9 protein-coding genes, 2 tRNA genes and 1 rRNA gene are annotated in these 14,200 nt (G+C 32.4%); 1 reads left to right on the top strand and 11 read right to left on the bottom strand.

The window, feature by feature from the left end:
• Positions 1-170: 170 nt before the first annotated feature.
• From WHD07_RS03825 to WHD07_RS03850, 6 genes are all read right to left on the bottom strand, one after another.
• A tRNA-Ala gene (locus WHD07_RS03825) sits at positions 171-244 on the bottom strand.
• Between the two features lie 83 nt (positions 245-327).
• Positions 328-401: transfer RNA gene (locus WHD07_RS03830), tRNA-Ile, on the bottom strand.
• A gap of 85 nt (positions 402-486) precedes the next feature.
• Positions 487-2,004: ribosomal RNA gene (locus tag WHD07_RS03835) — 16S ribosomal RNA — on the bottom strand.
• A gap of 1,197 nt (positions 2,005-3,201) precedes the next feature.
• On the bottom strand, positions 3,202-3,939 hold the full coding sequence (locus WHD07_RS03840) for a DUF4294 domain-containing protein (protein WP_343330132.1): 738 nt from the start codon (positions 3,937-3,939) through the stop codon (positions 3,202-3,204).
• 88 nt (positions 3,940-4,027) lie between these two features.
• A complete protein-coding gene (gene ligA / locus WHD07_RS03845; protein ID WP_343330133.1) occupies positions 4,028-6,025 on the bottom strand; it encodes an NAD-dependent DNA ligase LigA in 1,998 nt (665 codons plus the stop codon).
• Between the two features lie 14 nt (positions 6,026-6,039).
• Positions 6,040-6,555: a hypothetical protein gene (locus WHD07_RS03850; protein WP_105049020.1), complete on the bottom strand. Its 516-nt coding sequence runs from the start codon at positions 6,553-6,555 to the stop codon at positions 6,040-6,042.
• 251 nt (positions 6,556-6,806) lie between these two features.
• Here WHD07_RS03850 and WHD07_RS03855 point away from each other — a divergent pair, with 251 nt between their 5' ends.
• Positions 6,807-7,469: a hypothetical protein gene (locus tag WHD07_RS03855; RefSeq protein WP_343330134.1), complete on the top strand. Its 663-nt coding sequence runs from the start codon at positions 6,807-6,809 to the stop codon at positions 7,467-7,469.
• Between the two features lie 114 nt (positions 7,470-7,583).
• Here WHD07_RS03855 and WHD07_RS03860 read toward each other — a convergent pair whose 3' ends face one another.
• From WHD07_RS03860 to WHD07_RS03880, 5 genes are all read right to left on the bottom strand, one after another.
• Complete coding sequence (locus WHD07_RS03860) at positions 7,584-7,931, bottom strand: hypothetical protein (protein WP_343330135.1); 348 nt, start codon at positions 7,929-7,931, stop codon at positions 7,584-7,586.
• Between the two features lie 299 nt (positions 7,932-8,230).
• Complete coding sequence (locus WHD07_RS03865) at positions 8,231-9,673, bottom strand: glyceraldehyde-3-phosphate dehydrogenase (protein WP_343330136.1); 1,443 nt, start codon at positions 9,671-9,673, stop codon at positions 8,231-8,233.
• Positions 9,674-9,850: 177 nt separating this feature from the next.
• Positions 9,851-10,417: a hypothetical protein gene (locus WHD07_RS03870; RefSeq protein ID WP_343330137.1), complete on the bottom strand. Its 567-nt coding sequence runs from the start codon at positions 10,415-10,417 to the stop codon at positions 9,851-9,853.
• A 45-nt stretch (positions 10,418-10,462) separates the two neighbouring features.
• Entirely contained in the window at positions 10,463-12,034 is a 1,572-nt protein-coding gene (locus WHD07_RS03875; RefSeq protein ID WP_343330138.1) for a helicase HerA-like domain-containing protein, read from the bottom strand.
• 70 nt (positions 12,035-12,104) lie between these two features.
• Positions 12,105-14,189, bottom strand: coding sequence for a hypothetical protein (locus WHD07_RS03880; RefSeq protein ID WP_343330139.1), 2,085 nt, complete (start codon positions 14,187-14,189; stop codon positions 12,105-12,107).
• Positions 14,190-14,200 lie beyond the last annotated feature (11 nt).

The following is a 14,200-nucleotide window of genomic DNA, read 5'->3' on the forward strand; positions in this document are numbered from 1 at the left end:
GAATTGCTTCTACAATGAACTCTTTTATATTTTTATAAAAAAATTTTTGATTAGATAAATCTAATCGTTCTCTATCTATTTGATTCTTACGATATCATTTTACCAATATGTCAATGAACTTGTGGCGAATCGCCACTGATAATTAAATCAGCAACAACTATAAGCCGTTGTGGAGAATATCGGAGTCGAACCGATGACCTCTTGCGTGCAAGGCAAGCGCTCTAGCCAGCTGAGCTAATCCCCCATTATGAAATTCAGAATAAATCCTAAATTATGAATGTAGAATCCCCTTACTTCCAGAATTTCCTTAAGTATCTTGCTTATTTGTAGTCCCGGGCAGACTCGAACTGCCGACCTCTACATTATCAGTGTAGCGCTCTAACCAGCTGAGCTACGAGACTAGAATAGCTTAAATACTTTTTTATTTTAAAATTAACAGCAAAGAGTAAAAAAAACCTTTTTTTGTAACTCACCATCTTTCTCTAGAAAGGAGGTGTTCCAGCCGCACCTTCCGGTACGGCTACCTTGTTACGACTTAGCCCTAGTTACCAGTTTTACCCTAGGCGGCTCCTCACGGTGACCGACTTCAGGCACTCCCAGCTTCCATGGCTTGACGGGCGGTGTGTACAAGGCCCGGGAACGTATTCACCGGATCATGGCTGATATCCGATTACTAGCGATTCCAGCTTCACGGAGTCGAGTTGCAGACTCCGATCCGAACTGTGATATGGTTTATAGATTCGCTCTCTGTTGCCAGATGGCTGCTCATTGTCCATACCATTGTAGCACGTGTGTGGCCCAGGACGTAAGGGCCGTGATGATTTGACGTCATCCCCACCTTCCTCACTACTTGCGTAGGCAGTCTCGTTAGAGTCCCCATCATAACATGCTGGCAACTAACGACAGGGGTTGCGCTCGTTATAGGACTTAACCTGACACCTCACGGCACGAGCTGACGACAACCATGCAGCACCTTGTAATATGTCCGAAGAAAAAACTATCTCTAGTCCTGTCATACTACATTTAAGCCCTGGTAAGGTTCCTCGCGTATCATCGAATTAAACCACATGCTCCACCGCTTGTGCGGGCCCCCGTCAATTCCTTTGAGTTTCAGTCTTGCGACCGTACTCCCCAGGTGGGATACTTATCACTTTCGCTTAGTCACTGAGCTAATGCCCAACAACTAGTATCCATCGTTTACGGCGTGGACTACCAGGGTATCTAATCCTGTTCGCTCCCCACGCTTTCGTCCCTCAGCGTCAGTACATACGTAGTAGACTGCCTTCGCAATCGGTATTCTGTGTAATATCTATGCATTTCACCGCTACACTACACATTCTATCTACTTCCATATGACTCAAGTCAACCAGTATCAAAGGCAGTTCCATAGTTGAGCTATGGGATTTCACCTCTGACTTAATCGACCGCCTGCGGACCCTTTAAACCCAATGATTCCGGATAACGCTCGGACCCTCCGTATTACCGCGGCTGCTGGCACGGAGTTAGCCGGTCCTTATTCTTACAGTACCGTCAAGCTGGTATACATACCAGTGTTTCTTCCTGTATAAAAGCAGTTTACAACCCATAGGGCAGTCTTCCTGCACGCGGCATGGCTGGGTCAGAGTTGCCTCCATTGCCCAATATTCCTCACTGCTGCCTCCCGTAGGAGTCTGGTCCGTGTCTCAGTACCAGTGTGGGGGATCTCCCTCTCAGGACCCCTACCTATCACAGTCATGGTAAGCCGTTACCTTACCATCTAACTAATAGGACGCATAGCCATCTTTTACCAATAAATCTTTAATTAATTAATCATGCGATTAATCAATACTATGGAGCATTAATCTTCATTTCTAAAGGCTATTCTCCAGTAAAAGGTAGGTTCTATACGCGTTACGCACCCGTGCGCCGGTCGTCATCTGTGCAAGCACAATGTTACCCCTCGACTTGCATGTGTTAAGCCTGCCGCTAGCGTTCATCCTGAGCCAGGATCAAACTCTTCATTGTATATTTTAAATATTTTAATGAATAAGTTTCAAAAGAATTTTACATTAATCTAATAATGTGGTCATTCTACTCTTTAATTACGCTGTCAATTTCAATATTTTCAATGAACTTTGCCGAGTCGGAAATGACAAGTTTTAACACTCTATCAATCCCCTTTTAATCTCGAACTTTGTAGAAACGTTAGAATCGAACTAACTGATTTTTTTTTAAATCATTCCAAATTTTCTCTGATCGTTTTGCTGTATTTCTTAGCGGCTGCAAACATACAAACTATTTCTAATCTGACAATAAAAAAAATAAAGTTTTTTTTATTTTAATTTGCTTGTGAAAAATGCTGAATTTTTTGCCGAAAATTTCGGACTGCAAACATACAACGTTTTTTACAAAGAAACCTCATAAAAATCAAAGTTTTTTTTGATAAAATCCTTATAACTTTATCAGCTTAACTCCTTAATTTTTAATCCCTTTACAACTTCTCAATGAACGAAACTAACGAAGCAATATTGCTGTTAGCGGGTGCAAACTTACAACTCATTTTTAATCTAACAACTATTTTTTAACCCTTTTTTTTTGTTTATTTTACATACTTATCCTAATTGTTTTGTTTCTAGTGAGTTACATGAAATGTTTTTTTGGTTATTTTTTTAAGGATCTTGGGTTTTAGCTGGGGTTTGGGGATAATTGCTGCTTTTTACAACATAATAGTATTAAAAACGGGAAAGAGTGTGCGCTGATTTTTTGTCTTAATAGGTTTGAAATAGCTTTACTTGGTTACTTGGATTTGTTTTTTAGATTTCAAATAAAACCTGTAAATGATTCTTTTTTTTTTATTTAAATGGAATTAAACCTAAAAAAAACGGTTTTATACAAAGCTTCGATTTACTAAGAAGCTTAATTTACTAGAATAAAGGGATTGCTTCGTGCCTCGCAATGACGTTTTTTTTTATATGAAGAACAAATAAGGGGCTATTTGTTAAAATTGTTCTTTGTAGGCTTGTTTCCTTCTTGCTACTTACAATTACAGGCTTTGTGTTAGGGATTGAAACGGCATCCTTTTTGCTCTTCGCAAAAAGATATAGTGGAAAGCCCGACCTTTTTTTTATCCTAAAGTGGATGGAAATTGCAAAAGTGTACCTATATATAAACCCAACTTTTTTTATATTTCAACAAAAAAAAGGGAACACCCAAAGGAAAATATTACTTCTTCGGTTTTCTAACCTTTCCTTTTTTACGCATTTTAGCAAAAAACAATTTGTATTCTTCTACATTGATTTCTGCCTTTCTTTCTATTATAATTTGAGGGAAATCGAAATTTAACTTAGTTTTTTGAGGTTGGAGTTTTCCGTCTTGAAAAGCACGTTGCAGTACATCTTCTATTAAAAAATCTTCGTTCTCTGTTTCTGGATGGTATTCGGTTTTAAGAGATAAACTAAAAACATTTGCCGTTGTGTTGTACCAGAAAGCTTTCCATCCGCTTCTTAAGACCTTGATGTTTTGAAATGCGGTTTTACCGGTTTGACGATGAATTAGTTTGATAAGAATTCTACCTTCTGTGGTAGTCATCTTTTTTATTTGGTCTGTGAACTCGCCTTCTATATATTTTTGAACTAATCGTGTGTACTTTCTTCTTTTACTTTTAGATACAATTTTTTCTAATCTTTGGTTTAAAGAGTCTAACCTTTGTGATGCTAATTGTGCATAAGGGTATGCTTTAAATACTTTTTTTCGGAACCACAAATAATAGCGAACATCTTCTCTTGATTTGAATTTGTGCTTTGGCAGTAGTGAAAACTCATTGAGGTTTACCACCAATGTATCTCCTGGTTTTACAAAAACATAATCGTCTACATTTATAGGCAGCGAATCTGTTTCTTTTATTTGAGAAAAAGATGCTGCCGTAATTAGTACGATGTATATGTATAGGAGTTTTTTCAAATTTGTATTACTTTATTATAAAGACTTTGTACATAAAAATAGTGGAACGTGTTTTTAATTACCAGAAATTAGCCTCTAAAATTAGAATTTAACTTATTTTGTCTATAAAATCTTGTTCTGAGATAATTGCTATTCCTAAACTTTCTGCTTTGGTTAGTTTTGAAGGTCCCATATTATCGCCGGCAACAATAAAATTTGTTTTTTTAGAGATTGATGAACTTACTTTTCCGCCATTATCTTCAATTGCTTTTTTAAGTTCGGTTCTGCTCATTTGATGAAAAACGCCTGAAACTACAAATATTTGTCCCTGTAATAGTTCTGTTTGATTTTCTAAACTTTCTGCAGAAACTTCTAATTGTACTCCTGATGCTTTTAACCTGTTTATTAAATCGATATTTCCTTCGTTTTTAGAAAAATCTATAATGCTTTGTGCAATTCTATCGCCAATTTCATCTACAGCAATTAATGTTTCTAAATCTGCAGACATTAAATTATCTATGGATTTAAAATGTTTTGCTAACTTTTTAGCTACTGTTTCTCCTACAAAACGTATACCAAGTGCAAATAATACTTTTTCGAACGGAATTTCTTTTGATTTTATAATTCCGGCTATCATATTCTGAGCAGATTTTTCTGCCATTCTTTCTAACGGAATTACTTGTTCTACTGTTAAATCATATAAATCTGCATAGTTTTGAATTAAGCCTTCTTTACGTAACAAGTCTACCGTTTCGCCTCCTAAACCATCAATATCCATGGCTTTTCTAGAAATGAAATGCTGAATTCTTCCTGTAATTTGTGGAGCACAACCAAACTCATTAGGGCAATAATGTTTTGCATCGCCTTCTGTTCTTACCAACTCGGTATTACATTCCGGACAATGAGTTGCATATATGGTTGGTACTGAATCTGCTGGACGTTTTGTTAAGTCTACTGCAATAATTTTAGGAATAATTTCTCCTCCTTTTTCTACAAAAACGGTGTCTCCTACTCTAATATCTAATTTTTCTATTTGATCGGCATTGTGCAACGAAGCCCTTTTAACCGTTGTACCTGCTAATTGTACGGGTTCTAAATTTGCCACCGGAGTTATTGCGCCTGTTCTACCTACTTGATAGGTTATTTCATTTAAAATTGTAGAAACTTGTTCTGCTTTAAACTTATATGCAATTGCCCATCTTGGTGCTTTTGCGGTATAGCCTAACTCGTCTTGCTGATGCAGATTATTTACTTTTATTACAACTCCATCTGTTTCATACGGTAAATTATGACGTTTGGCATCCCAATTAGTGATGAAATCGAAAACTTGATCTATCGATTTTACCAAAGTGATGGTTTCTGGTACTTTAAAACCAACTTTTCTTGCATTTTCTAAACTCTCAAAATGCGTTTTATATTTGCGTTCTTCCGTTACAACCTGATATAATAAACAATCTAATGGTCTTTTTGCAACTTCTGTACTGTCTTGTAATTTTAAACTTCCACTTGCAGTATTTCTAGGGTTTCTATATTCTTCTTCCCCATTTTCTACACGTTCTTCATTCATTTTATTAAAACCATCTATTGGCAAAATGATTTCTCCTCGCATTTCGAAATTACGAACAAAATCTTTTTTTATACTTAAAGGAATGGACCGAATTGTTTTAATATTAGGCGTTACTTCATCACCTTGAAAACCATCGCCACGAGTTACGGCTTTTACAAATTGTCCGTTTTCGTAGGTTAAATTAATAGAAGCTCCATCGAATTTTAATTCACATGTATATTCTACATCTGTTGTTCCAAGAACTTTTTGAATTCTTTCTTCCCAGTCTAACAAATCTTCTTTAGAATACGAATTACTTAAAGAATACATTCTGTTTTTATGGGTAACCGCATTAAAGTTTTTTGTAATGGTACCTCCTACTCTTTGCGTTGGCGAATTTGCATCGAAAAATTCAGGATTTTCTGCTTCTAACTTTTCTAATTCTTTTAGTTTGATATCGAAATCGTAATCTGAAATTGTTGCATTATCTAACACGTAATAATTATAATTATGTGCATTTAATTCATCACGAAGTACTTGTATTTTTTGTTGATTTGTCATTCTTTAATAAAAAATTAATTTTGCTTTTTACCTGTTAAAACACTTACTCCGCTTGGAAAAGGATTACCGGAAGACCTTCTAAATGAAACTATTTGACCTACATGCCAAATAGCATCTGCAATTGGTCCGTTTATAACACACCAAAAAGAAAGCTCTTTATTAGGAAACAATATTTTAAATTGAGAAACATCTTTACTTTCTCTAAGAATAGTACTTGCTTGTAAAAAATTTTCTAAGGTTTTTTTCCTTTTTTCGGTAAAAGTCATGCTTGGTTCTATATCTCCATTTACTTTTATTAAAGTAGCATTTAAAATTCTAATTGATAGATGATAAATATGATCTATTGTTTCTTCTGTTGTTCTTGCTTCTGAATTTGGTTTAAACCCCAAATCTGCTACTGATAAATTTTCTGTTGCCCAATAATATCTAAAACCTAACCCATCTACCATTCTACTTACTGATGTACCAGCTGTATATTCTAACGCTGGTTCTGGTATTTGATAATATGGTAGTTTTTCTTTAAATATCATTTTGTAAAAGTGCTAAATTAGACTGGTAAAAATAGTGAAAAGAGACCTTGAAACAAAGGTTTGTTTTATCAAAAAAAAAAACAAATGCAAACCTTGTAAATACATTAGAAAACTTAGGTTTCTATAAAGATTAAAGCCAACTAATTGTGGTTACTGTTACAACAAAAAATAACATAACTTTATATAAAAATACTTGTGTTTAAAAGGAAGAAGCTGTAATTTGTATAGGCATTCAAAAAATGAATAGAAAAATGAAATACGCTATAAAAATACACAAAATTTCTACGGTTGATGACTTAGAAAACTCTTGGAGTATTGAAGATTACAAAGAACTTTTAGTACGTTTTGATTTTGCAAATGATGACGTAAACGAGATTAAAGAGTTAAGAGAATTACTTTTTATGGCAATTGCAGACAAAGAACCAAATGAAGCTGCCGCAATTGTGCTAGATTATAAATTAGGCAATGTTTTAAACGAAGGTCAGATTGACTCTCTTTCTTATGAAATGTTGGTTGATAAAATTTCTGAAGAATACCCTAAAATAGAATTGCATAAGACTCTTTTTATAATTAATCAACTTTTGTATAAGGCTTTTAATGGAAAGTTTCCTAACACAAAAGCAACCATTGTAGATTTTGAAATAACTCCTTCTAGAAATGCAGAAACTACAATTACAAAAGAAATTGTTTTGAAGTGTTTTGCTCAAAATTTAGATAGTCATAATGTAATTATTCGATTATTTGGACAACAACTAAATGCGGAAGAAGCTTTTGTTGAAGCCAATGACATTATTTGGTATTTAGAAAAAAAGGATACTACTTATAGATTGACTACTTCTGATTATTTTATGAGTAGAGAAGAATTTATAAATGAAGAATTTGATGCTAATATTAAATTTTTTGAAGAAGATTAAGTTGAATATCAATTTATGGTTTATACTATATAGGCTAAATTAACAAAAAGATACTGGAAAACAAAAAACCAAAACATAGAATACTGTTTTGGTTTTTTGTTTTCTAATTATGTATCACTCTTTTCTTCGTTTCTTTTTTGATTTTCTTAAGTATTTATTATGTGCTTTTGCTGTTTTTAAATCTAAGACACCAGTAATTTCTATATCCAAACCTTCTTTTTTTAATAGTTTTTGATACTCTAAAAAAACACGGTCTTTTTCTGCATCAATTGTTAAGTTTCTTGCTTTGTAACAGTCCATTTCTGTCCATAGTTTTTTTTTATTAACGGCTTTATTATAATTAAAGTCTTGTGATGAATGCCTTACATAACACTTACCTGGTTTTGGATTTTTTGGCACATCTAAACTCTGCGCTAGTATAAGACTGGGTAAAAAGAGAAATAAGAAAAGAATGTTTTTCATTATGGATTTTTTCCAAAAATAAGAAAAAGAAAACGGATGCAGTTTTAAATAGACCTCAGCTTATTTTTGCTACAAGTAGGCAAGTAAAAGATATCGTTTCTACTTGATTACTGCAGCAGGCAAATAGTTTTAGCCCTGATTGAATGGCATGTTTGAGCTCTTTTTTACCCCCTTTTTTGGGGATAAAAAAAGCGAGTAATGAAAGCAGGAAATAGCTTCTAAAAAAACAAAACCCGAAACAACATTGCTTCGGGTTTTTACATTCAATTTTTATTGAACGAACTTGCACTAAGAGACTTTTAATAATAGGTAAACCGCCTTACTTTGGCAATGTGTTTTGCCAAACGCATTACTTGATGAGAATATCCATATTCATTATCGTACCAAACATAAATTACAATGGTTTCTTTGTCTGTAATAGTAGATTTACTATCGAAAATTGCTGGTGCCGTAGTACCAATTATGTCTGAGGAAACCAACTCGTTATCTAAAGAATATTTAATTTGCTCTACCAAATCGCCTTCTAAAGCATATTTTTTTATAATGGCATTTACACGCTCTGTAGAAACCATAGTATTTAATTGTAGGTTTAAAATAGCCAAAGATCCGTTTGGAACCGGAACTCTAATTGCGTTAGATGTTAGTTTGCCTTTTAAAGCAGGAATTGCCTTTGCAACTGCTGCACCTGCACCGGTTTCTGTAATAACCATGTTTAAGGCAGCAGCTCTACCCCTTCTATTTTTACGATGCATATTGTCTACCAAATTTTGGTCGTTTGTGTATGCATGAATGGTTTCTAAATGCCCTTTTAAGATTCCGAAATTGTCTTCTAAAACCTTTAAAATTGGCGTAATTGCATTGGTGGTACAAGATGCTGCAGAAAAAATATCTACAGTATCTGGATTGTGCTGTTTGTGATTTACACCGTGTACAATATTAGGAATTCCTTTTCCGGGAGCAGTTAACAAAACTTTGCTTGCTCCTTTAGCTTTTAAATGTCTTGCCAAAGCAACATCATCTCTAAAAGCACCTGTATTATCTATAATTAAGGCATCTTTAATTCCGTATTTAGTATAATCGATATCTTCTGGACTATTTGCAGAAATTAAGTGAACCGTTGTACCATTTATAATTAATGCATTGTGTTCTACATCTATTTCTACGGTTCCTAAAAAATCTCCGTGTACAGAATCTATCCTTAATAATGAGGCTCTTTTTTCTAAAACTTCTTTATTAATCGCGCCACGAGTAACAATGGCTCTTAATCGTAATTGAGAACCCTTACCCATTTTAGACATGAGTTCTCTTGCCAATAAACGACCAATTCTACCAAACCCATATAAAACTACATCTTTGGGTTGAATATCTTCTGACTCTGTGGCTCCTTTTAATTTGTTACTTACAAAGGCAACTTTGTCCTCACACTTTTTAGGGCTTAAATGACATTCGTACGCTAATTTACCAATATCTAATTTAGACGATGGCAGGTCTAATTGTTGTATTGCTTTTGCAATATCTAACGCATCGTAAATAGAAATGGGTTTGCTTACAAACTCTTTTGCATAGTTTATTAGTTTTAAAACTTCGCTTGCTCTTTTATCTACCAAAGGATTTCTAAAAAGAACTAACTCTATCGCTTTATCGTACCATAAATCGTTTACAATAGTTATAAACTCTACCGTAGCTCTTCTATTTTGAGCTTGCTCTATAACTTCTTCTTCGTAATTTAAAATTGTTGACATTGTATATCTAAATATAAATTTCGAGCAAAAGTATTTCTTTTTTACAGAATACGAAATCGATTTCGTAAAGTTTTCGTAAATAAAAAAAAACTCAAGATTAATAGCATCAACCTTGAGTTTTTTATTTGTTACAGTTTATAAATTACGGTAACAGTATGTGTATTATTACAATAGCAACTAATTAAACCAAACGATAAATGATTTCATTTTTGCTAAATCTGGTATTTGTTCTTTTGTAACTTTTTGAGTATTAAATTCTTTTAACCCTAATTCTTCTTTATCTATTGCAATTGTAGCATTTAAATCGTCTATAAATAAGGTTGCAGAAGAAAATGTAGACTCTATTCTATTAATATTATTGTTTGCATTTATTTCTGAAAAACTAGAGTTGATATTGATGCCCGAAGCTGTTTTAAAACGTGCATCATGAATTTCAATACTTTTTATAGTTGATGTAGAATCTAATTGTTCTTTAGGTAAAATAGTTAACAATAACTTTCCTCCTTTTTCAAAAATAAAATATTCATCATCTTCTTGAAAATAGTTATCTCCTTGTGCACCTTCACTTAAATTTTTTACAATAGAATCATTCTTAAAAATAGTTCTTAAATCTTTCATTGTGGTAGTTGTAGTAATCTCACCTACTTTACCTTTTTCTATTTTAAACTTATTATTGTTACTACAACTAATTATAAATAATGAGAATGCGATTACTATAATTGGTAAGATATTTTTTTTAATCATTTTTTTATTTTTATATTTTGTTTAAACGTTAATTCTACTGTTTTGTTATTTCATTACTTTTTTTAAGATTCCGAATGCAGCTCTAATAAAAGTAGCACTTGTTAATACTTTTATCAATGGGTTCTGTGCAGTGCTTCGTCTTCTAGAAGAGCTTCTACTGGCTCTTTCTTCTCTTTGTCTTTCCTTTTCTTTTTCTTTCGCTATTTTTTCTCTTTCTTTTTCATCTGCCTCTGCTTGTATGGCTTTAGCTTCTGCAAGATTTACTTTTTCTATCTTTTTGTTTAATAATTCGTAAGCACTTTCTCTATCTAAGTTTTCGTTATACTTATAAAAAAGACGCGAATTGTTAATTACATTTTTTAACTCTTTGTCTGTTAAAACATCCATTCTACTCATTGGAGCACGCAACATGGTTCTTGCCAACGGAGTTGGAATTCCTTTTTCGTTTAAAACGGATACAAATGCTTCTCCAATACCTAATTGTGTTAATACCTCTTTGGTATCGTAATATTCTGAACTTGGGTAATTCTCTGCTGCCAACTTAATTGCTTTTCTATCTTTTGCAGTAAAAGCTCTTAAGGCATGCTGAATTTTTAAACCCAATTGTGCTAAAATATCTTCTGGCACATCTTTAGGGTTTTGAGTTACAAAATAAAGTCCGATTCCTTTAGATCGAATTAATTTTACAATACTTTCTATTTGATTTAACAAAGCTTTAGACGCTTCTTCGAATACCAAATGTGCTTCGTCAATAAAGATTACCAACTCTGGTCTTCCGCTATCTCCTTGTTCCGGGAAAGTTTCATAAACCTCAGCTAATAATTGCAACATAAAGGTAGAAAACAACTTTGGTTTGTCTTGTATATCTGTTAAACGCAACACAGAGATAATTCCTTTTCCGTCTTCGTCTACTCGTGTTAAATCTTCTACTTCAAAAGATTTTTCTCCGAAGAATAAATCGCCACCTTGTTGCTCTATTTCTACAATTTTACGCAGTATTGCTCCTGTTGAAGAAGATGAAATTCGCCCATATTCAGCTTGAATTTCTTCTTTACCTTCATTGGTAACGTATTGTAATACTTTTTTAAAATCTTTAATATCTAAAAGTGCATATTTATTGTCATCACAATATTTAAAAATGATGGCTACAATTCCGCTTTGTGTTTCTGTTAAATCTAAAATTCTTGATAATAAAACAGGCCCGAATTCTGATACCGTTGCACGCATTCTTGTTCCGTCTTGTTCAGAAATGGTAAGCACTTCTATTGGAAATTTCTGTGCTGTAAACGGAAAGCCAATTTTTGCATGACGTTCGTCTATTTTTGCATGTCCTGGACTTGGTTGTGCTAAACCAGAAAGATCTCCTTTAATATCCATTAACAACACAGGAATTCCTTTTTCTGATAAGTTTTCTGCTAAAACTTGTAGTGTTTTCGTTTTTCCTGTTCCGGTTGCACCTGCTATTAAACCATGCCTATTCAATGTTTTAAGCGGTATTTTCACCAATGCATCTGTGATGGTTTCTTCTCCTAACATTGCGGCACCTAATGCAATAAAATCGCCTTTGGTTTTATAACCGTTATTGATGTACTCAAAAAATTCTTCCTTCTGACTCATTTAATACTAAATTTTGATAAAAATAATCAAAGTTTAATTGTTAGGAAATTATTTAAAGATTTTGTTTTACTTATTTAATAACTTCTACAAAAATACCTGGTGAATCATAGATAGAAAAGCCATAAGAACTTCTATTAGGAAAACTAGTAGATAAACTAATTATATTACCAAATTCATCTTCCATTACAAAATTTGGATATCCTTTTGTAGTTAAAGTCGTAGTCGTTTTATCTTGAATATTATAAATAATCAATTCTTTTTTATAATCTTCACCTTGCCCTGTTAGGCTAACAACATTATTTGTTCCATAAATTTCTGTTCCTGATAAATTAAAATTTAAGGTTGTTTTTGGTGTTGAATAATTTAAAACCTGAGAAAAATTAACAGAAGAATACATTGTATTTCTCTTTTTATTAAGAATTGAATTATTGTTTACGGTAACATCACTATTATAATCAAATTTTAAAGGGATTTCTTTGATCCCATTATTTGTAATTTCTCCATTGGCAGTTATTGAATAATGGATGGCTCTACCTTCATTATTATGACTTAAAAGGATGTTGTTCTTATCTAGTTTTGAAATTTCATAATTCCAACTTCCTTGATGTTCTGAAAAATGTGGTTTCTCATCAATTTTTACAAATTCTTCTCCATTTCTTTTGTAGGTAAAAACATCATCGTTATCTGATAAAATCCAGATATCATTCTCTAAATAATTAAAACTATTTATTGATACATAATCTGGCTTTAAAGAATATTTAAAATTTAAAGTTTCAGCATCATACACCCATAAATCTCCAGATTGTTGAAAAATAAGCTCTTTTCCATAACCAGAATCAACCAACCTCATCTCTACATCAGTAGACGTTGTTGGAAGTTTAAAGGCCTCTGCACTAACTTTATTTGTTATGTAATTATATTTCAATAATCGATAACCGTTATTTTCTGTTTTTCCATAGAAAAAGAATGATTGTTCTTTTACATCAAAACTTAAAAACCGTATATCTCTTAAATCTAATATTTCTGGTCTAATAAAGTTAGTTTCTATCATAGACCTAGCATCATATAAATTACTAATGTTACCAAATATATTATGGACATAAATCGTATAAATAGGATTATTTATATAAGGAGGATGCTCATCTATAAACGAAGTTATATTTATATCTGTAATTATTTTTACACTTTCTATATTAGGGCTAGAATTTTCATTTTGATCTTGAACTCTAATCTCGTAATGAGAAAAATAATAACCATCATACTTTTCCCAAGATAGCGTTATCTTATTATCTGCTACTGATGCATTTTTAAAATCCACATTGTCCGGATAAATAAATTCTGAATTCACATACCTTCCTTCGCTTTCTCCTAAAAGACCTTTGTTTGTATAAATTTTTAAAAAATAACACGATTCATTACCGTTTAAAGGGGTTTCGTCTATAAAATAATTTTCATCAGCATTTGTAATTGTTTTAATTAATTCTGCTGAATTTAAATTACAATTTTCACCACTTCTATAAATCTCATATTTTACAAATGTATTGTAGCCTTTGTACTTATCCCAACCAAATTCTATGTGATCATCAAAAGGTTCATTATTTTTTCTTTGAAAAGTATATGTATAAATATCCATTTCATTTGATGGTACATATTTAAGAGCTGTAAAAGTATATTTCTCTTTAACACTATCTCCATCTAAGTCTAAATAAACTATAAAAATAAAAGTATTGTTATTTATGCTTTTTATTTTTATCGTTTCAGATTCACTATTATCTAAAGTACTTACCTTAATGATACCTTCATTTAAAGTCCACCTAGATTTTGATTTTGTTGGTAAACATGTATTCGATTCTTGAAAAACAAATTCTTCATAAAAACCACTTTCATTATAAATAAAAAAATCTCTACCACATTCTTCTGTAGTTACAGGTACGCTAGCATTAACACCATTACCTTCTACGCTATAAATAGACCAAATTCCTGCAAGATCTTCTTTTTTAGCATCAATTTGTATTTCATCTTCTTCAGAAAGAGAATCATCCTCACTACTACAAGAAATAGTTAACGTTAATAATACTAATATTAAAAAGTTGAAAATTATTTTCGTTTTGTTCCTCAATATAAAACGTTCTAAAGAGATAAATTTCTTAATCATTTCTAACATAT

Source organism: Polaribacter staleyi, assembly GCF_038024045.1.
Lineage (GTDB): Bacteria > Bacteroidota > Bacteroidia > Flavobacteriales > Flavobacteriaceae > Polaribacter > Polaribacter butkevichii.